The 17,494-nt window shown below is 58.8% G+C and carries 20 protein-coding genes and 2 pseudogenes; 13 read left to right on the top strand and 9 right to left on the bottom strand.

The window, feature by feature from the left end:
• Window positions 1-57: 57 nt before the first annotated feature.
• Window positions 58-1,084 (top strand): annotated as a pseudogene (locus tag M1R55_RS28110) (acyl-CoA synthetase); the annotation flags it as partial.
• A gap of 107 nt (window positions 1,085-1,191) precedes the next feature.
• Here M1R55_RS28110 and M1R55_RS28105 read toward each other — a convergent pair.
• Window positions 1,192-1,416 (bottom strand): hypothetical protein, encoded by a 225-nt coding sequence (locus M1R55_RS28105; RefSeq protein WP_249396507.1) that lies wholly within the window; start codon window positions 1,414-1,416, stop codon window positions 1,192-1,194.
• 326 nt (window positions 1,417-1,742) lie between these two features.
• Window positions 1,743-2,750, bottom strand: coding sequence for a diguanylate cyclase (locus M1R55_RS28100; protein ID WP_249396506.1), 1,008 nt, complete (start codon window positions 2,748-2,750; stop codon window positions 1,743-1,745).
• Between the two features lie 381 nt (window positions 2,751-3,131).
• Here M1R55_RS28100 and M1R55_RS28095 point away from each other — a divergent pair, with 381 nt between their 5' ends.
• Window positions 3,132-3,524 carry an SH3 domain-containing protein gene (locus M1R55_RS28095; protein ID WP_249396505.1) on the top strand — a complete coding sequence of 131 codons (393 nt, stop codon included), beginning with the start codon at window positions 3,132-3,134 and terminating at the stop codon, window positions 3,522-3,524.
• A gap of 78 nt (window positions 3,525-3,602) precedes the next feature.
• Here M1R55_RS28095 and M1R55_RS28090 read toward each other — a convergent pair.
• A pseudogene (locus M1R55_RS28090) lies at window positions 3,603-4,611 on the bottom strand (IS630 family transposase).
• Between the two features lie 807 nt (window positions 4,612-5,418).
• On the opposite strand from M1R55_RS28090, the gene M1R55_RS28085 reads away from it, so the two are divergent.
• From M1R55_RS28085 to M1R55_RS28070, 4 genes are all read left to right on the top strand, one after another.
• Window positions 5,419-6,783, top strand: a complete 1,365-nt coding sequence (locus tag M1R55_RS28085; protein WP_249396504.1) for a replication initiator protein A — start codon at window positions 5,419-5,421, stop codon at window positions 6,781-6,783.
• Between the two features lie 97 nt (window positions 6,784-6,880).
• A complete protein-coding gene (locus M1R55_RS28080; RefSeq protein WP_249396503.1) occupies window positions 6,881-7,210 on the top strand; it encodes a hypothetical protein in 330 nt (109 codons plus the stop codon).
• A 311-nt stretch (window positions 7,211-7,521) separates the two neighbouring features.
• Window positions 7,522-7,932, top strand: a complete 411-nt coding sequence (locus M1R55_RS28075) for a hypothetical protein (RefSeq protein WP_249396502.1) — start codon at window positions 7,522-7,524, stop codon at window positions 7,930-7,932.
• Between the two features lie 291 nt (window positions 7,933-8,223).
• The gene (locus M1R55_RS28070; RefSeq protein ID WP_249396501.1) at window positions 8,224-8,985 is read left to right on the top strand and encodes a VOC family protein; all 762 of its coding nucleotides are present in this window, start codon (window positions 8,224-8,226) and stop codon (window positions 8,983-8,985) included.
• A gap of 488 nt (window positions 8,986-9,473) precedes the next feature.
• Here M1R55_RS28070 and M1R55_RS28065 read toward each other — a convergent pair whose 3' ends face one another.
• The 3 genes from M1R55_RS28065 to M1R55_RS28055 are packed head-to-tail and all read right to left on the bottom strand — an operon-like array spanning window position 9,474 to window position 10,722.
• Complete coding sequence (locus tag M1R55_RS28065; RefSeq protein ID WP_249396500.1) at window positions 9,474-9,707, bottom strand: hypothetical protein; 234 nt, start codon at window positions 9,705-9,707, stop codon at window positions 9,474-9,476.
• Window positions 9,707-10,411 carry a hypothetical protein gene (locus M1R55_RS28060; RefSeq protein ID WP_249396499.1) on the bottom strand — a complete coding sequence of 235 codons (705 nt, stop codon included), beginning with the start codon at window positions 10,409-10,411 and terminating at the stop codon, window positions 9,707-9,709. The genes M1R55_RS28065 and M1R55_RS28060 overlap by 1 nt, the downstream gene beginning before the upstream one ends.
• On the bottom strand, window positions 10,408-10,722 hold the full coding sequence (locus tag M1R55_RS28055; RefSeq protein ID WP_249396498.1) for a helix-turn-helix domain-containing protein: 315 nt from the start codon (window positions 10,720-10,722) through the stop codon (window positions 10,408-10,410). Before M1R55_RS28055 ends, M1R55_RS28060 begins: the two co-directional genes overlap by 4 nt.
• A gap of 866 nt (window positions 10,723-11,588) precedes the next feature.
• On the opposite strand from M1R55_RS28055, the gene M1R55_RS28050 reads away from it, so the two are divergent.
• The 5 genes from M1R55_RS28050 to M1R55_RS28030 all read left to right on the top strand — a co-directional run bounded on the left by M1R55_RS28050 (window position 11,589) and on the right by M1R55_RS28030 (window position 14,039).
• Window positions 11,589-11,897, top strand: coding sequence for a transposase (locus M1R55_RS28050; protein ID WP_249394272.1), 309 nt, complete (start codon window positions 11,589-11,591; stop codon window positions 11,895-11,897).
• A gap of 295 nt (window positions 11,898-12,192) precedes the next feature.
• Window positions 12,193-12,753: an IS3 family transposase gene (locus M1R55_RS28045; RefSeq protein ID WP_249396497.1), complete on the top strand. Its 561-nt coding sequence runs from the start codon at window positions 12,193-12,195 to the stop codon at window positions 12,751-12,753.
• 39 nt (window positions 12,754-12,792) lie between these two features.
• On the top strand, window positions 12,793-13,002 hold the full coding sequence (locus tag M1R55_RS28040) for a hypothetical protein (protein WP_249396496.1): 210 nt from the start codon (window positions 12,793-12,795) through the stop codon (window positions 13,000-13,002).
• Window positions 12,999-13,652: a DUF2442 domain-containing protein gene (locus M1R55_RS28035; RefSeq protein WP_249396495.1), complete on the top strand. Its 654-nt coding sequence runs from the start codon at window positions 12,999-13,001 to the stop codon at window positions 13,650-13,652. The genes M1R55_RS28040 and M1R55_RS28035 overlap by 4 nt, the downstream gene beginning before the upstream one ends.
• Before the next feature lie 117 nt (window positions 13,653-13,769).
• Window positions 13,770-14,039: a hypothetical protein gene (locus tag M1R55_RS28030; RefSeq protein WP_249396494.1), complete on the top strand. Its 270-nt coding sequence runs from the start codon at window positions 13,770-13,772 to the stop codon at window positions 14,037-14,039.
• A 28-nt stretch (window positions 14,040-14,067) separates the two neighbouring features.
• Here the strand turns inward: M1R55_RS28030 and M1R55_RS28025 are convergent, their stop codons facing one another.
• Genes M1R55_RS28025 through M1R55_RS28015 form a run of 3 tightly spaced genes read right to left on the bottom strand, consistent with a single transcriptional unit; the run spans window position 14,068 to window position 15,262 of the window.
• On the bottom strand, window positions 14,068-14,502 hold the full coding sequence (locus M1R55_RS28025; RefSeq protein WP_249391324.1) for a hypothetical protein: 435 nt from the start codon (window positions 14,500-14,502) through the stop codon (window positions 14,068-14,070).
• Window positions 14,499-14,723, bottom strand: coding sequence for a hypothetical protein (locus tag M1R55_RS28020; protein WP_249391323.1), 225 nt, complete (start codon window positions 14,721-14,723; stop codon window positions 14,499-14,501). Before M1R55_RS28020 ends, M1R55_RS28025 begins: the two co-directional genes overlap by 4 nt.
• Window positions 14,723-15,262, bottom strand: a complete 540-nt coding sequence (locus M1R55_RS28015) for a hypothetical protein (protein ID WP_249394029.1) — start codon at window positions 15,260-15,262, stop codon at window positions 14,723-14,725. Before M1R55_RS28015 ends, M1R55_RS28020 begins: the two co-directional genes overlap by 1 nt.
• 1,028 nt (window positions 15,263-16,290) lie before the next feature.
• Here M1R55_RS28015 and M1R55_RS28010 point away from each other — a divergent pair.
• Window positions 16,291-16,917: a ParA family protein gene (locus M1R55_RS28010; protein ID WP_249396493.1), complete on the top strand. Its 627-nt coding sequence runs from the start codon at window positions 16,291-16,293 to the stop codon at window positions 16,915-16,917.
• Entirely contained in the window at window positions 16,914-17,243 is a 330-nt protein-coding gene (locus M1R55_RS28005; protein ID WP_249396492.1) for a hypothetical protein, read from the top strand. Before M1R55_RS28010 ends, M1R55_RS28005 begins: the two co-directional genes overlap by 4 nt.
• The last annotated feature ends 251 nt before the right edge of the window (window positions 17,244-17,494 follow it).

Below are 17,494 nucleotides of genomic sequence, written 5' to 3'. Positions count from 1 at the left end.
GCCGCTTTGGATCAGGCCTAGGCAGCAATGGAGGCCAGCGCGTGAACCTTCCGAAAGGCGGACGTGGGCTGGTTGACCTTCCCGATCTTCGCGCTGGTGGGGGGACTGGCACACGGGGCCACCCAAGTCATCTACGAGGGCGCCATCGACACGCCCACTCCGGCCCGGCCCTACGAGCTGCTGGAGAAGTACCGGGTCACCAAGGTGTTCACGGCTCCGACTGTCCTGCGGATGCTGCGGCGGGCGGGAGACGAGTTCCTGGCTGGACATGACCTGACCCGCCTGGAGCTGATCGGCCTGGTGGGTGAGCCTCTGGACCCGGAGACCTGGCACTGGACCCAGCAGCAGCTCGGGGACGGGCAAGTGTTCGTGAACAATACGTACGGGCAGACCGAGACAGGGACGGCCTGGTTCAGCAGCATGGTCGGCCTGACCCCCACCCGCCCGGGCAGCTGCGGCCATCTCCTGCCCGGCTACCGGGCCCGCGTGGTGCGTGACGACGGCGCCCAGCGAACTCGGTGCGCTGACTCTCACCGAGCCGTTTCCGAGTCTGGCACGCACAGTCTGGGAGGACCACGGCCGTTACGTGCAGACCTACCTTTCGGATGTTCCGGGGGCTTACGCGACCTCGGACGCCGCCCTGCTGGACGGGGACGGGCAACTGTGGGTCACGGGACGGCTGGACGACGTGATGAACGTGGCTGGACACCGCATCGGCACGATGGAATTGGAAGCGGCGCTGATCACCCACCCGTTGGTCAGTGAGGCGGCGGTGGTCGCGCAACCGGACGAGATCAAGGGCTCGGTGCCAGTCGCGTTCGTGGTGCTGCGCGGGGACACCCCGCCGTCGGCCACGCTGGAGGCGGAACTGGCCGAGGCGATTGTTCGGGGCGTGGGTGCGCTGGCACGGACCGCGCGGGTGATCATCACGCCGACCGTGCCGCGAACCCGCAGTGGGAAGATCATGCGGCGCCTCCTGCGCGACCTGCTGGTGACGGGTGAAGTGAGCGGTGACCTGAGCAGCCTGGAAAATCCCGAGGCCCTTGAGGTGGTCAAGGGACGATTGAAGCCGGTGGACCAGTAATGCTGTCCCTGATTAATGCACCACAGCAACCCCAATACGCAGCGAATGAGAAGGCCCACGCACGGGTGCTCATCATCCGCCGTGGGTGACATTCATTGGCTCCGACTTCAGTCCGATTGGGTCATACGGGACTGCTCTTTGACTTGCAACGCCACGGCCTCCGAGCGCCGGTACAGGCCGCTGAGGTGTTCGCGGTCGCCCATACGGAGCTTGAAGAGGGCAGCTACGGTTTGTCCATCAGCAGGTTGCAGGCCTTCCAGCTTCAGGGCTTCAATGGTGGCGAGGTCGGATGGATGGGTTTGGTGATGGGTCGGAATCTTGTCTTTAGGCATGGGGGAAGTTCTCCGTCGGCTGGGGCGGGCACAGAGTATCTCTTAATGGACTGATCCCAGCCCTCCGCTTGATAGACAGCGGCCATGGGTAATCAGTCGCAGGCGGCATTGGCCCCGATAGCAACGGCCTTCAGGGCTTGGCAGGGCGGAGAACATGCGGGAGGTGATTGAGTTTCGGAAATCGCTCCCAACTAAAATAGGGCACCTGGTGAAGCCTCGAAATAAGGGCGACAGCAAACAGTGCGGCACCTGACAGCCTCTCGTGTGGATGCAGTTCGCCCACCTTCAGCCCCCGCCCGGAGGACGCAGTCAGGCCTGGGCGCTGTTCAGACCAACTGATCGCGTCCGGCTGCTTTGGCCTGATACAGCCGGTCATCGGCGAGCGTGACCAGGGTTCTGACATCCTTGGCCTCACTTAAGAAGGCTAGGCCTCCGCTCAGGGACAAGGGCGGACAATCCGGAAGACGCAGGCGACAAACTGCCTCCAGAATGCGCCGGCCTGTTTCCCGCGATTGCATGGCGTTGTCTCCCATCAAGACGATCAGAAATTCTTCACCTCCCCACCGGATCAACACATCTTCAGGCTGCGTCACCTCACTCAAGAGACGAGCGACAGCGACCAAGACATCATCTCCTCGGGCGTGGCCCATCGAGTCGTTGATCTGCTTGAAGTGATCCAGGTCGAGCATCAGCACGCTCAGATATTCCGGTTGATCCGCCCACGTGACACTCATCGCCTCCAAGTGCGCCACGCCAGCACGTCGGTTGAGTAAGCCCGTCAGCGAGTCGGTGGCCGCCAACTTCCGCAGCTGAGCGTTGCGCCCGCGCTCGGAGGTCACCTCCTGCCCATGCCGGGTCAGGTACCAAGTCAGCACCAGCGAAAACCCCAGGAGGATCAGGCCTGCATAGTCCGGTGCGGTGGAGAAGGAGGCGCTCCAGCACAATGCCACGAAGGTTAAGACGACGGTTGCGATGGCCGGGCGTGCGGGCAGCCACGAGAATGCCAGCAGGGCCAGCATCACGGTGTGGAGCAGCATGCCGGAGGTCACGGGCCGGTGAGTGACGATCACGTTGTGCACATTCGTCAGCATCCAGACGGCAGCCAAGAGCACGGTAAGGCGCTGAAGGTGTGCCGGACGCAGGTTTCCGGAGATTGTGAGGATTGTCAGGACAAGGGTGACGGCGAGACCGATCAGGACGGAACGGAGGCGGTCCGCGTGTTGGGGATCGTGAGCCAGGAGGAAGGCTACACCCGCCTCCGTCAGAACAGCGAGCACCATCACACCCGTGAGCATCCAGCGTTGCTGCCGTTCAATCGGTGACGGGCCCCCCACACCTCATCCTAGAGCCATTTAGCCCGAACGAGGTGACCGGGGGCCACCCTTTGGATCGTTGCCGTCCCGTCCGCTGTCCAATTCGCTGGGTTGGTCATGACGACGGCGCACGGGAGCTCAAGAATTGCCAGGGAAGCAGCTGAAGATAGGTGGGATTGAGGAGCCGAGCCAGAGCGCTTTTCTGGCTAAGTGCAGATCTTCAGCCGCCGGGCGGATCTGCAACAGGAGCGAGGGCTGCCCCACGTCTCTTTAGGGGCGGATATGCCCCGCGGCAGCCGTGTGAGCGGTGAATGAACACAGCTGTTCAACGTGAAGGGCGTCTCAAGTGATGCCTCCGCACGTGCGGCCACGGAGGAACCGCTCATCTGTCACGCTAAAGCTATGCCACAACGTGCCTTGCTGGCGGCGGCTGCCGCGCTGTTGTTCGGTTTCCTCGCGCCTGCTCAAGCCCACCGAGACGGCTGCCACCGCTGGCACTCGTGTCCGAGCGATTCCGGCTCGTACGTCTGCGGAGACCTGGGCTACACCTCGGGTTGTCCTACGGCTCAGGCTCCCGTACGCACTGTTGTTCGTGCCGCCGCTCCGCCGACCTCGGGTGCCACTCGGCGCACGACGACCAGTCTCAATCTGCGGGCTGGACCCTCAACCACATCCGCCAAACTGGCGACCCTGACCAACGGAACCACAGTTGGACTGATCGGCTGTGGGAATGGCTGGTGCCAGGTGAAGTGGCAAGGTCAGAAAGGGTACGTTTCGCAACAATACCTGAAGTAATGGTCGAAATTTCTGCGGTGAAACTGATCTTCCGGAGCAAGAATGCTCTTCATCTGGCCTATTGATCTCGGCTGAAGTTTACGACGGAAGGTAGCTATGAAGCAGCTGTTTTGGCAGCCGGATATATCGAACGCGCTGCCAACCGACCCGGAGTCGTGCCTTCAACACCTTCAAGGTTTGCGCGCAGAAATTGCCTAAAATATTGCGCTTCACGTAGGCCCAGACGAGTTCAATAGGATTCAGTTCCGGAGCGTATGGCGGCAGATACGACAAGGACAGCCGTGTTTCAGCAGCAACGAAGGCCGTGACGGCCTTCGTTTTATGGATGCTGGCATTGTCCAACACCACCAGGAGATCGCCTGGAATGTGCGTCAAGAGGTGTTGAAAGAAGCGAATTACCTGGGGGCCTGTGAAGGCCCCCTGCTGCGTGTGCTGCAGAAACTGGCCGGCACTGGTGATCGCCCCTAGGGTGGACACCTTGTCCCAACTGGCTTTGGCGAAGACCACCGAGTCTGCCCACGCAGAGCCCACGTCTGCTTCACGGTGCCTTTCAAACTGAACCCCACTTCGTCGAGAAAGACTAAAGTCGCGCCCGCAGCTACTTTTTTTTCAGTTCCGGAACCGTGGTTTGGATCCAAGTCGCCACGGCTTCTGGGTTCTGTTCCAGAGCGCGTTTATCGGGTTTCTGACGAGAAAAACCTAGCTGGTGCAAGATTCTGCGGACGTGATCGCGATGATGCCAGATGTTGAACTGACGACCGATGACGTCCCTGACCCGGAGCGTCGTCCAACTCACGTCCGGGAAGCCGTGAACCTGCGCCCCTTCGTTGAGGAGGCGCTTCAGCGTCTCCCGTTGCTCTGGGGAGAGCGCCGGCGCTCTCCCCGTAGTGACGGTGGCCTGCAGGGCGTCTGACCCCTGCTGCCGCAGGCGTTGTCTCCAAGTGCGGAGGGTACTCATCGAGACCCCTAGGAACTCAGCCAGCTCTTTGGAACTATGCTGCTGGGTCTCGAGCAGCTGGAGGAAGTGCAGTCGACGTTCTTCAAGTTGAGCTCGCGTAAGGTGCGAGGGTCGCCAATGGTCGGTCACCCACACAATCTATCGTCTTTTACTTCAGCCGAGATCAATAGAACCAGTGTTACTTCCCTGAAGTTACTGGCTGGATTCGGGACGGATATCTCAACCTCCACTGGTTCCAGAGTTTGGCCTAGGCTCGCCTGATTTTGGCCGCTGGCATCAGGACGACAACCAAGTTCGTCCGCACAGTTCCTTAGATGACCGCTCACCGAATGAGTCCGTCCGCCTGAAACAGGCGGACGGACGTACGCATTTTGCAACTGGGCTGAACCGACCGAGGCGGGAAGCTCACGTCAGTATGGCGAATCAGCTGAAACTTCGACTCCCGGAAGTTCGCAGAGTTCTGGCTTTAAACACCCGGAAGTTCGCAGAGTTCATACCGGAAGTTCGCAGAGTTTTAGAAGCTTGACTCCCGGAAGTTCGCAGAGTTCTGGCTTCGAATTCCCGGAAGTTCGCAGAGTTTGTATTTTAAGGGCCCGGAAGTTCGCAGAGTTTGTACCGGAAGTTCGCAGAGTTTTGGAAGCCTGTCTCCCGGAAGTTCGCAGAGTTCTGGCTTCGAATTCCCGGAAGTTCGCAGAGTTTGTACCGGAAGTTCGCAGAGTTCTTGGTAAAAACGTCGATCTAGACGTCGAATACCACTATCGCTTGATGATGATCATCATTTCTTTTTAAAGCTTTTTTACTACATGATGATCATCATCCCAGTGAGGCAAGCATTGTTCCCCGTCAACTCCATCCGGTTCCTGATCAGCCAGACCCCTTCGTTGGAACCGACGTCATCGCTGGCCACTACCCGTCCCACGTGAGTACACTGAAGGTATGACCCTGGTTCCTCGGAAGAGCGCGACAGTAACGCGAATTCAGTACGAGCGCAATTTGCTGCAATTGGGGTTGGTCCTGGCGGTGCAAAATGTTCAACCTGATCGCACCAGTTTCAAACGTGAGATTGTGAGTGACAGTATTTTTGGGATGACGACTTCTATTTCATGCCAAATGAACAATGGGTATACAGTCCCACATGGCGTTGACAATGACGTCATTGCTGCTTTCATTACTTTGTTCACTGAACAGGGAATGCCTGAAAGTGGAGCAGTAATTTCAACTGGTTACCGTCTGTTGTCACTAGTAGGCCTTAGTGATGGCGGTCAAAACTACAAGATTTTGGCTGAATCTCTTTTGAGAATGCAAAACGCGAAGTATAAAATTACTCAGGGGTGGTTTAATCCCAATCAAAAGAAAAGAGGTCGCGGAGGTGAAGTAACCTTTCACCTGTTAGCTGATGTGGGCAAGGCAGGTCTATTAGATGGTGACAGTGTTATCTTAGACGGCGATACACAGATCAGAATTCAGTTACCGTATACCTTGATCGATACTATTCGATCAGGATATACGCGTTCTTTTGACATTGAGTTGTATCAAAGCCTGGGCAGCATTCTTTCGAGAAGCCTTTACCGCATTCTTGAAGAAGTCAGGAACTTTGAAGATATGAAGCAACCGGTCCAAGCTGTAAAGTTGCCCATCTACAGTTGGGCTGAGTTTCTGGGATATGAAAATATGAATGTTGCAGGTATTAAGCGCAATCTCAGTAAGGCTCACGACGACCTCAAGGCGCGCGGCTTTTTAAAGGAAGTTGTGTATGAGGGCCGAGGAAAAGCTTGTGAAATCGAGTATGTGTTCAATCCGTTGCGCCTGCCCGCTCCACCTGCAGATCTGGTCGCGATGCTCACCAAACGTGGCTTTGGTTTAGCCCGGGCCCGAACCTTGGCTGCAGAATTTGGACGAACCCGAATTGAAGATGCTGTGACCCGCTTTGAGTATGCCTTGGCCCGGGGTACTAAGGTTCGGGGCTTTCCGGCTATGTTGACCACCATTTTGCGTGCACCGGAGGATTACCCGCTCCCAGATGTCGCACGTGTGGTGTCAGGATCCGAAAAGGCGACAGCAAAGCTTCCTCGCGCGGCTCAGGTCTCCTTTGAACCGCCCACGGATGCCGACGGTATGGTGAGAAGCGTCCTTGCTTCTTTGGTTGTACGGAAGAAAATCAGCGCGACTGAGGAGGCGTTGGCGCTGGCCCTGCATGCGCAGGAAAGAATCACTCTCAAGGACGTCACAGCGCTGGTTGCCCACTCCAATCCAGCGGATGTCATCGGCCGCTGGGTGGTTCAGTCCAGCACGACGTTGTAGGTCCAGACGTGGGTCAAGCAGCAAATACGTGCAAATTTTCCACTGATTGCGAGTTGCTAAAGTTGATATGCAGGTTGCGACGTTGATGACCTGAGGCATGATCCGCCTGGTGGCGGAAGCGCTGGCGGCGGATCATTATGACTGTGTGGCCCCAGCCCTGCGGCAAGCGGACGAGCGACTTGCTGCCGGGTGGCGGCCCTGGTCTCTACATGCTTCGATGATGGATGCGGTACGCAATCCTGGCAAGTGGAGCTTTGAAGCTAGTGCGGCGTCCACCAAGCCCAGCAAGGCCTCCTCAAAGCGGAAACGAACTGTGAGGCCGGACGAGGAGTTGCCTGGCCCTCAGGACGCTCGTGAGACGTTGGGGGCATTGCTGCGGTTGCGACTGAGCCGGGCGTCTTCAGCGGCGGCCTTGGCAGCACTGTAAGGCTTGACGGCAGAGCAGGTCGCTAAAGTCTGGGCCGCACTGGAGCGTCCAGTTACAGAAGCCTTGCCCCTGGTTCGGGCGCTGCTGAGCGTTGAACTCTAACCGGGTGTAGCCTCATCCCGTGTCAGAAAAACTCTTCTCCAGGTGCACTGTGTGAGCTCTGAGCACCTCATTGAGCCGTTCATGAATTCGCGAAATTTAGTTAGGGAACAGAGCCGGAGACACCTGGCTCTATTCGGAGAGGTTCATCCTCACGTCATTTGCGACACTTGACCTTGATCCTGTTTTGGGGTCGCGCCATGCTGAAGGGGATGACTGCCCTGCCTCAGCCTCCGCACGCGCACTTGCGGAATCAGCAGGCGTTTGAGACCTGTGTCGCCACGACCTTACAAGTGCTGGCGGCTGTCGAATTTGCTCCAGCCTTACATCACACCCAGCCGACCCGGGAGATCCTCTTGGCGTTCGCTGTTGAACTGGACCGCCATGCGACAGAGATCGCGGCGCTGGCGGGGGAACAGTTCCTGGACTTGCCGGCGCTCGGCCAAGGCTGGTATGAGCGTTTGATCTCAGGGCGGGATGAGCCGTTGCCCGCGGCCTACCATGCTCTCCATTCGGTGGCGTATCTGGGCTTGGATGGGGGGACGACGACGGCGACGCTGCTCTCTGCCGTGGCCTATGCGCTGCGGGTGCTCGCGCAGCGCGAAAGCCGCCTTTCCCACTGACGCGTCATGGGTTGACAGGCATACCTGGAAGAAGACAAGTCAGCCGCCTCTCTTGATCAGGGCAGAGGTTCAAGGTGAATCACATGGTGCTGCAACGCACCACAGCTGATGCGCTGCTCAGCACGGACATGCGCCCTCTTCAGCCGAGTCACCATACCGGCCCAGCAGTTGCCCACGACAGTTCGTCTCCCCTCCCCCCACCAACCAATTAGATTCAGCTCCGAATTACGCTATTAACAAAATAATCCTTGTAATTTACGCTACTCTTGTCTAGACCAAGGAGGAACACCCATGACCTATCCTGCCGGAGAACCCAGCTGGACCGACCTCGCCACGCCCATGCCTGACCGGAGCAAAGCCTTTTACACCACTCTGTTTGGTTGGGAGTACGGCGAAAGCAGCGAGGAGTACGGTCACTACGCGATGGCCTTCCAGGGCGGGAAACTGGCCACAGGGCTGGTTCCTCTTCCCCCCGGCGCAGAGATGCCCAGTGCCTGGACGGTCTACTTTGCCAGTGACAATATCGCTGCTGATGCAGAGCAGATCGTACGCTTAGGAGGTCAGGTCGTCATGGGGCCGATGCTGATCGGTGATCAGGGCCATATGGGCGTTTTCAGCGATCCCACGGGCGCGACGTTCGGCTTATGGCAGGCAGGTAACCATCAGGGGTTCGAGGCTTGCGAGGGCGACGGTAGCGTAGTCTGGGTGGAGATCAACACCCGCGACTCGGCCCGCGCCCTGGCGTTTTACACCACACTGTTTGGTGCCGACAGCACGCCGCTTGATGGCCTGGATTATCACCAGCTTCGACATGGAGAGCAGGGTTACGCTGGAGTGTCGGGCATGGGTGAGAACTGGGAAGCGGTCGCAGGGCCCCATTGGGTGACCTACTTCTATGTAGCCGATGTGGACCGGGCGGCCCAGCTGGCGCAGGAACAGGGTGGGAAGGTGTTGGTGGCGCCGTTCGATATGTCTTATGGTCGCATGGCCGTGCTGGCTGATCCTGCGGGCGCGACGTTTAGCGTCATGAATCCGCAGCCAGCTGGTGGCTGAGAACAACCCAACTCTGAACGACTGCTGTGACGGGCGCATGGGAACAAGTGACCGCAAGAACACGTCATCAGAAGGTGAAGAGGATGTGTCTCAGCTGCTTCCCTCTTGCCTGGGGTCCTCTCGAACATCCTTGAGCGCGCCTGTTGCTCCCAACACCTTTGATCAGGGGATGCGGACGCTGGACATCTTGGAAGGCTTTGGAGCGTGGGATGGTTGGCATTGACACCGGGTGGCTGCGTCTGCCCATCCTGCGCGAGCATTGGTCAGTTCGCCGTCGTCGCTAGGACGCACCAGCGTCCGTACCGCCGCGTCATGGGGACTGGCAAGATTGACTTCCCACGATACTTCTCTTTGGACCGTGCCCTTTCAGCCACCAGCAACACTCTTTTCAGAGAAAAGAGATGCGCGGCGAGATGCATCGTGCTGTTCGTTTTGCCCGTACCAGCTTGCTTTCATGACGAATGACCCTGCTCGCCAAGATGAGCAGTTTAAACAGCTTGCAAACCGCCCAGCCGTTCAACCTCACGCGTGAATTCCGCTTCGTTCACTGCCCGAGTCAGATTGTCACGGTCATACAACACCCGGCTGCGGTAGGTCGAATCAGCAAAGAAGCCTCGCGTCTCTGGGTCAAACACCCACACGCGTAGTCCCCCAGACGGGGTGCGTTCAAACTTGACGGGGGTGTCCCCGTAGAGAAAAAATTGAAGCGCCTGAGTCATCATCACCCCTTCTCCTCGTCGTCAAGGAGGCCTTCCATGACCAGTACCCGGACCCAGGCTTGAGCATACATGGCTTCACTCGCGGCTGTCAGCGATTTGGCCACCAATTCTTCGACAAAAGGCATTTCAGCTCGGTGCTCGGCTTCAATGCGCCGTTGAATTTCAAAGATTCGGTGCTCATATTGATCGAGATCGGAGATCACCTGATGCATGATCTTGAGCTCCGCCAGATGGCCGTCGGCCAGCCGCACGCTCAGTTGCAGGTCACGGTAGCCGGACGGTACGGGGGTGATGCACCGGTCGCGGAAGCTGACGACATCAAATTGATGCATCACCTCGCCAGCCGCGGCGTAAGTCGCCTCAAGACTCGGGCAAATCAGGGTGCCTCCCAGCAGATCTAAGGGCAGGGTTTTCTGTCGCCCACTCATTTTCTCAATGGTGCGGTTGGCGTCCTTGATCCCGCCTGGGCGCATACGGGCGCGGATCCCTTGGGGCTGCAGGGTTGCTGCGCATCTTTGAAGGGCTTCGTCAAAGGAATTCAACAGTCGCCTGGCTTGTGCATACGCCTCGACGATGTCTGCAGCTCCTTGAGAGGGTACCGCCTCGAAGGGGGCTTGCACGTACAGAGCCCAGCTCTGCTTTCCGAACACTTTTAAGCCTGCCTGCTGGGCTTTCCTGAGGTATTCAGCGTGATCGTGAGCCGTCAACGGTGGTCCTCATCTTGAGGCTCTGGTGCTTGGGGGAAGCCGGGGTCGTCCGTCAAGCCGAGGAGATATCGGGCATCCACCCCGACCGCCAGCGCCAAGGCATAGACCTCAAAGTCGTAGACCGACCGCCGCTGGGTCTCGATTTTGTTCAGCATGTTCTCCGTGATGGCGTAGCCGGAGGCCGTCGCCCGCTGCGCGGTGGCCTCCATGGTCAGGGGCGGAGTATGGAACTGCCGAGCCCGCCGGAGCCTGGGGCCGATCAAATTGGCCATCGTTTCTTCCCGGCGCCGGATGGCACTCGCCCGTCTCATGCGGGTCACTGTAGCAGTGGGAGCAAGCAGAGCTGATCCTGGCCCCTTTACCCGGTGAGACTTCGTCCAGGCCGGAAGGGTGGCCCAAGTTGGTCGCGTGGACATCCGTTTGGTCTATGGAGGTTCCTTTAAAGACGGCGGTGTTCTGCCGGGCCTGGTCGATTTTCCGGCCTGCTGCAGTGAAGCCAAAGTGGTCAACATTTCCTGAGACCAGTGGCGTTCCTGCTGCAGTCGACGGTGGACATTGGGTCCTTGTGATCCGCACGCTTGGCAACGACCGGTTCCGACAGCCCAATCTGAACGCCCATGGGGGTCGTCGAATCACTTTCAATACTGCAAAACCAGGGATTTGATGCCCTGCCCCTCCGATCATCATGCTGCTCTGGAATGACCTCTGCTCATATGCTAGGCTTCTTATTAAGAAGCCATTTGTAGACAGTTCCCCAGAGGAGACATGATCCCCATCATTCCCAACAACTTGGCGCAGGCCTGGAACAAGCTTCTTGCTGGCGTACAGCGTGGTCAGATTGATTGCCTCCGCTTCAATGGAATACACCTTGCCCAGCTTGGCTCCTGTCCTGCAGCAGAGCTCCCAGCTTCTCCTAAGGCGCCACAGCTTGGGCCAGGGACGAATCAGCCTCTATTGGCCTTCAAAGGTCGGGCTCCAGCTGTCCAGGCCTGGTCTCCGGACTTGGCGCAGCGCGTCTGGATCCTGGCCCAGCAGGTCTGCGATGCCTGAAACCTTGCCTGAATCGGACTGTTGGCTTGATCCGGCCAGCTCCACGACCAGCCCACTCCTGCTGCTGTTTGATCTTGCTAGGGTTCTGTGGAGGAGGAGTTCAGTCTGACCGACAATGGAGACTGACATGACCGCCAGTAAAAACCACTACACCGCCGAGTTCAAAGAAGAAGCCGTGCGTCTGGTGATCAGCAGCCAGAAAAGCTGCGCTGAGATCGCCCGCAACTTGGGTGTTCCACCGTATTTAGTCGTACGCTGGAAACAGCATCACGAGCAACAAGGGGCGGTGGGCCGCCCCCAATTCACCGGACGCGGCGTCGCCGCGTTGAGTGAGCAGGAAGCGCGGTTCAAGAAGCTAGAACGAGAGCTGGAAATTACCCGTCAGGAACGCGATATTCTGAAAAAAGCACTGGCCTTCTTCGCCAAAGACCACTAATTTACGGGTTCATTGAGCAGCATCGGCATGAGTACAGCATTGAGCGGCTGTGCAAGACGCTCGGTGTCGGGGTCAGTGGCTATTTTGCGTGGTGGAGAAGGCCCAAAAACTGCTATCGGGTGGAAGACGTCGCTCTGACCGAGGCCATTCGAACCATTCATCAAGTCAGTAGGGGCACCTACGGTGCCCCTCGTGTCAAGCCGCACTCGTGGACGAGGAAAACAGGTCAGCCGAGCACGAATTACTCGGCTGATGAAGGCAGCAGGACTGAAGGCTCGCTGCAAGCGGAAATCGCGTGACCACCAATTCAAAACACCCGCACCCAGTGGCCGAAAATCTACTGAATCGCGAATTTGTTGCCGAACAACCCAATCAGAAATGGGTGACGGATATTACCTATTTACCCGTGGCTGAGGGCTGGATGTACCTCGCTGTGGTGATGGATCTGTTCTCTCGCAAAATCGTGGGTTGGGCCATGCGGGCCACCCTGCAGACCGAGTTGGTCGTCGCTGCGCTGGACATGGCACAGCAGATTCGGCGTCCTGGACAAGGATTGCTCCATCATTCGGACCAGGGAATTCAATATGCGAGTCGCGGTATCGACAAGCACTGGAGCGCTCCAGGCGCTCAAAGTATGAGCCGAAAGGGAGACTGCTGGGACAACGCGGCGATGGAGAGCTTCTTCGCCACCCTCAAGCTGGAACTGGAACTCGACACAGCACAAGGAAACCGCGCTGACACACGTAATCTGGTCTTTGAGTGGATTGAGGTGTTTTACAACCGCGAGCGTCGTCACTCTAGCTTGGGGTACCGCTCACCGACTCGCTTTGAGCAACACCGCGCCACACTGAACTGATCCTCCACGAAGGCATTGCAATATCAGTTCGTGCCGCTGATGGCACCCCCTGTTTCTCTTGAATTGCGGTTGCACCTGCTTGATGCTCTGCGGCACGCCGAACCACACGCCAGGCTGCGGATTCAGCCTGACGTGGAAGGGGGATCGTGCTGCCATTACCAACTGCTCGGTTCCTGGGTTCGCCCGGCGGCGGCTCACGCCGCCCTCGTGTTCGTCCTGAGCGGTCTCTCTGGAGAAGAGCCCGAATGAGAAGCGCCCAGCAGATCATTGAGGTCTTGCCTGAACCGGGGGTCCCTCAAGTGTGGGTGAGTACGGGTGATGACCAGACACACCGGGTCGATCTTTCTCCGCTGCTGGAGATCGAGGCATTCCGGGCCCTCCAACTTCCGCGCGTGCGACAAGCTGTTCGGGTCTCCCCCGACGGCCAGCATCTGCGCTGGCCGGGTGGAGCGCAGCTTGATCTCCCGTCCATTACCCAGGCACCTTCCGGCGCGCTCCCTGTACGTCCTGTAGCAGTCATGAGCACAGCGCAACGGTACCGGCCCCTGCTGCCCTATCTCAAGGCTCTGGATCCGATGATCTATCTGCCCCCAGACCCGGTTGAGCCCCGGTTGGTGGGGGCACTGCTGGGGTTGAATCCAGGGGAACTCCAAGAAGTGACGAAGCACTACCGTGCACCCCAGGACGTCACCCTGCACCGGTTGTGCGACCTGGGAACCTTCCTCAATGACCTCTTCGCCCGTCCACAGGTGTCCGCACTGTTGCGCCGTGCCTGGCCGTACGGAATTCGGAGCTGTCCGGGTCAACCGCTGCTGCATACCATGCTCGGCTGCTTGCGGTACGGCCGTCCCGATCTTGTGGAACGTCCCTGCCTCCTGTTGGCCACAGGAAACGTTTAAAGGTGGAGTGCGGAACTGAAGCCGAAGCGCACCAGTTCCCCGCGCCTGACCTGCTCTCCCTGCGAGGTTGCTATGACGGACGTCTCCCCTGCTCCAGTCCAGCCGTACACCGTCACAATGGAACACTTTGCGACCGGTGAAGGATTCACCCACGCGCTTGCCGTCGTCCAGGCCAGGGATCCCGAGAGTGCCAAAGCGGCCTTTCTCGACGCTCACGGGTACTTCGGCGGCGCCCGGGAGTACTTTGGCCGGGGGGTCGACGTCTCTGAGGGTGTTGACCACACCCGGCTGGGTCGTTGGCTCACGCCCCAGTTCATTGAGACCCTTGAGCGCTGCATGCAGGTTCACGCGCAGTTTAAATTTCACTGGCATTTCAATGCGAGTTGACCCTTGTCGCCTGACGGCCTGACACAATTTATGAGGGAGAGCGAAATCTGAGCACCCAGCCGCCTTCTAAAGCGTCCACAGAACTGACATGCGATTTCTTGCGACGTCCGGGAGGCGCCGGATCGGCGCCTCCTTGGAGCGTCAGGCGGTTGAGTACTGCCTGCCCCCGGCTCAGCGCGAAGTGGACGCCGCGTAAACCAAGTTTCAAATAGCTCAGGGCGCGGTTCCAATGGGGATCAATGGTTCTGCGCACACCCTGCTGCACGAGCTGGAGTCCTTCGGAGACGAGCAGGAGCGTGGCCACAGAGATCACCAGGATCAGGCGTTCGAGGCTGGCGGCATCACGCAGTTTGGAGTCCTCCAGACCGAAGAGGCCACTCTTATCATCCAAGAATCCTTCCTCTATTTGGAAGCGCTCGCCGTACTCAGCAAACGTTGCACGACTGGTGGGTTCATCGCTCACCACCTGCCACTGCTCTGGGCCGTCCGTGGACGGCCCAGAGCCACATGCACCGGCCCAAATCGGTGTCCGGTGATCGTGACGTTGTGGAAGCAGCGCGTTTCGCGCGCTGCGAGTTTGATTTCCCCGATGGTGCAGACCCGTTGCCCGTCTGGAGCGGCCAGAATCAGGCTCGATTTGATGCGGATGCGGAAGTGCCATCCGCAGACGCGGAGCCAGCCCATCAAGGCCGTGTCGCAAAACCCCGATCCGCCAGGAGTCGAACATCGTGCAGCCCAAGAAAATCCAGCAGGCCTTTGACCTCGGCGAGGACAGGCAGGAGTTGTTCGGTGCCGACCTGAGCACTGGCATGCTCTAGGACGCGGGAGACGAGCGGTACCGCGCGTCCCCGGTAGAGGACGGCCACCCGGATCAGACAGAAGCGTCCGAACAGGATGCTGGTGTCCAGCGCCAGCGTCAGGGAATGCGGGCCCCAATCCCGCAAGGCTCGGGTAATCAGGGGGCCATACACACTGCCAGGGGCGATGGCTGGATTCTCCAGCCACCGTCGGCAGCGACGTTCGGTGCTCTGGGCGACCGTGGCCTGGGAGTGGATGTGCGGCAGCCAGGAGGGAATGGAAACGCTCTGGGACAGCACCAAGCCGCTGACCATCCAGGCCAGCGTACGGGCGTTGCGGACGTCGTTCCACAGGGCGGGGTGGAGGTGGGGCAGGATCGCTTGGTACAGTCGGGGGGCGTCCCCGGTGGCATTTTCGGTCTTCACAAACAGAAAGTGTCCCCTACCGGGGACGCTTTCTCATAAATTGTGTCAGGCCATCAGCCCTTGTCGCTGAGCTCGGGGTGAAGCATCCTGGCCGTGACACGTCTGGCCAGCACCGGTTCAAGCGGGCAGAGAGGTATTAGTCAGGTTGAAGTTGAGATCTATCCGGGATTCCTCTGTGGGGAACTGGGGAGCCCTCCTCTCCCCTGCTGATGGTGCAGTCGCTTGCTTGGCGGCCTTAACTAAGGGCTGCACAGCATCTGGACCATCCACACCACTGGTTTCCTTTCTGTTTCCCTATCTGCCGAGCGGCTCGGCTTGGGCCGATGCACCTCTTCGACCCGGGTCATACCCTTGGGTTACCCTCTTCCGCCGCTGAGCATAGCCAGAACCTGCCCGTTGTACAACGGACTGAACAGCCTGATGACCTCCCTGATGGGCCCGTTAACGGCGCTCTCCTCTTGCCGTTTATCTCTGCTCTTCAACTCGAGTGTTTCTTGCTGGAAGGGTGCGTGTTGCTGGGGCCCATCCACAATGCTTGTCAACATGTATATATATCTACATGTAGAATATACTACCTTTCTACATGTATGAACTGAATAGGGTACAAAGGCGACTGGGATTAGCTGTTGCTCGCGTAGCAGTTTCCGCTCCTGAGTTGAACCGTATGCATTGCTCTCTATAGGATCATAGACTTTGCTACATGTATACATGTAGCAAATGAGACAAGTGGATATGTGGAGAACGCTGGTTCTCTACAGTCATTTCAGAATGCCGCAGATTTTGCTACATGTAGCAATCTCCTATACGCTACATGGCTACATGTAGCTCGGAAAACAAAGCCACATGTATTGAATGCTGCTCGTCTACTACTATGAATTCCGCCCACCTCCCAACAGCTGTGGTAGACGCAAGTCCACTTTCAACACGGCTGTATACAATTCTACATGTAGCACTGTATACTTTACAGTATGAAGCAGTGTGGCAGAGCCAACAAGACAACATGTGGCAACTGCTGCTAGTTTGCAGGTATGAATACGGACAATTTCCGAATAGCTGTCGTGGGACGCAAGGGCGGCGTGGGGAAAACCAGTTCGGCGATTCACTTGGCGGCGCTGCTGGCCTACTCCGGCAAACGCACGCTGCTGATTGATGGCGACGACCGAGGCTACGCGACCACCTGGGCTGGAGCCGGCAGCATGCCGTTCACGGTGGACGGGGTAGGCGGTCTGATGGCAGTGAGCCAGTACGATGCAGCCGTGATCGACTCGCAGGCCGACCCCAGCGAATCTGAGATCAGTACGCTCGGACGGCACAGCACGGTGTTGGTGCTTCCAGCCATTCCCGAAGCACAGGCGGTCAGCGGCCTGATGCAGACTATTGGGGTACTCGACAGTGCGGGGGTACCCAGAAGCAAAGCGGCCGTGCTGCTGACCATGGATACGCGGCAGGGGAGTGCGACGGCAGAGGCCAGGGAGGCGCTCGAAGGTGCGGGCCTGCATGTCCTCAAGTCGAGCATTCGCGACACGGTGGCCTTTCGTCATGCGTCGAGCGGCGGCACGCTCGTACACAAGGTCGGCAGTGGCCCCGGGAAAATGGCCTGGCTGGATTACGAGAACGCGCTGAACGAACTGCTCACGCTGGGAGAACGCGCATGACCAAGCCCAACAAGTTTGCAGGCCTGGTGGCGGCCACCCAAAGCCAGCCGGTGGCCGTGCCTGAACCGGAGCCCATTCCCGAACGCCAGATTCAGATACCTCCTCCGCCTGTGCCCGTCACCCTGACGGAGCGCATGCTGGGCGGCCGTGTGCCAGATGCCGTCTTCCGGGAATTTCAGAAGCAGAAGATGGCCGCTGAGGAGAGCTTGGGCGTGCGCCGGGTCACGACTGAGGAAGCTTTGGAAGCGTTCGTGCGACTGCTCCGGACGCCGGAAGGCTACCGTCAGTGGGTGGCAGCTGTGGCCGAGGTGCAGCAAGAGTCCTGACTCCGGTGGTTCCTCCCAGTCCAAGAAAATGGCCGACAACCGGGTAGTACCTGGTTGTTGAGCTGGACTGGGCGGTTGGCTCAGTGCCTTTCAGGATCCACACGCACCGGACCGTTGGTCTGTCTTGCCGTTCAGGCAAACCTGGATCAGAGGGTGCCTCCGCCGCTCCGTGGAGCGTTTAACAGCCTCTGACCGCCAACGCTGCGGCAGTGGCCTGAGCGCGGCCTCGCTTGGGAACGCCTGTCTACCTG

Origin of the sequence: Deinococcus sp. QL22 (assembly GCF_023370075.1) — a bacterium.
Classification (GTDB): domain Bacteria; phylum Deinococcota; class Deinococci; order Deinococcales; family Deinococcaceae; genus Deinococcus.
Note: the sequence above shows the minus strand (reverse complement) of the source record. Positions and strands in the feature narration are given on the sequence as shown.

What these genes read in the sequence shown, in the direction of transcription:
- M1R55_RS28105 (WP_249396507.1), bottom strand. Translation starts at nt 1,416, where the DNA reads ATGCCTAAAGACAAGATTCCGACCCATCACCAAACCCATCCATCCGAC.
- M1R55_RS28095 (WP_249396505.1), top strand. Translation starts at nt 3,132, where the DNA reads ATGCCACAACGTGCCTTGCTGGCGGCGGCTGCCGCGCTGTTGTTCGGT.
- M1R55_RS28085 (WP_249396504.1), top strand. Translation starts at nt 5,419, where the DNA reads ATGACCCTGGTTCCTCGGAAGAGCGCGACAGTAACGCGAATTCAGTAC.
- M1R55_RS28080 (WP_249396503.1), top strand. Translation starts at nt 6,881, where the DNA reads ATGATCCGCCTGGTGGCGGAAGCGCTGGCGGCGGATCATTATGACTGT.
- M1R55_RS28075 (WP_249396502.1), top strand. Translation starts at nt 7,522, where the DNA reads ATGACTGCCCTGCCTCAGCCTCCGCACGCGCACTTGCGGAATCAGCAG.
- M1R55_RS28070 (WP_249396501.1), top strand. Translation starts at nt 8,224, where the DNA reads ATGACCTATCCTGCCGGAGAACCCAGCTGGACCGACCTCGCCACGCCC.
- M1R55_RS28065 (WP_249396500.1), bottom strand. Translation starts at nt 9,707, where the DNA reads ATGATGACTCAGGCGCTTCAATTTTTTCTCTACGGGGACACCCCCGTC.
- M1R55_RS28055 (WP_249396498.1), bottom strand. Translation starts at nt 10,722, where the DNA reads ATGAGACGGGCGAGTGCCATCCGGCGCCGGGAAGAAACGATGGCCAAT.
- M1R55_RS28050 (WP_249394272.1), top strand. Translation starts at nt 11,589, where the DNA reads ATGACCGCCAGTAAAAACCACTACACCGCCGAGTTCAAAGAAGAAGCC.
- M1R55_RS28040 (WP_249396496.1), top strand. Translation starts at nt 12,793, where the DNA reads ATGGCACCCCCTGTTTCTCTTGAATTGCGGTTGCACCTGCTTGATGCT.
- M1R55_RS28035 (WP_249396495.1), top strand. Translation starts at nt 12,999, where the DNA reads ATGAGAAGCGCCCAGCAGATCATTGAGGTCTTGCCTGAACCGGGGGTC.
- M1R55_RS28030 (WP_249396494.1), top strand. Translation starts at nt 13,770, where the DNA reads ATGGAACACTTTGCGACCGGTGAAGGATTCACCCACGCGCTTGCCGTC.
- M1R55_RS28020 (WP_249391323.1), bottom strand. Translation starts at nt 14,723, where the DNA reads ATGGGCTGGCTCCGCGTCTGCGGATGGCACTTCCGCATCCGCATCAAA.
- M1R55_RS28010 (WP_249396493.1), top strand. Translation starts at nt 16,291, where the DNA reads ATGAATACGGACAATTTCCGAATAGCTGTCGTGGGACGCAAGGGCGGC.
- M1R55_RS28005 (WP_249396492.1), top strand. Translation starts at nt 16,914, where the DNA reads ATGACCAAGCCCAACAAGTTTGCAGGCCTGGTGGCGGCCACCCAAAGC.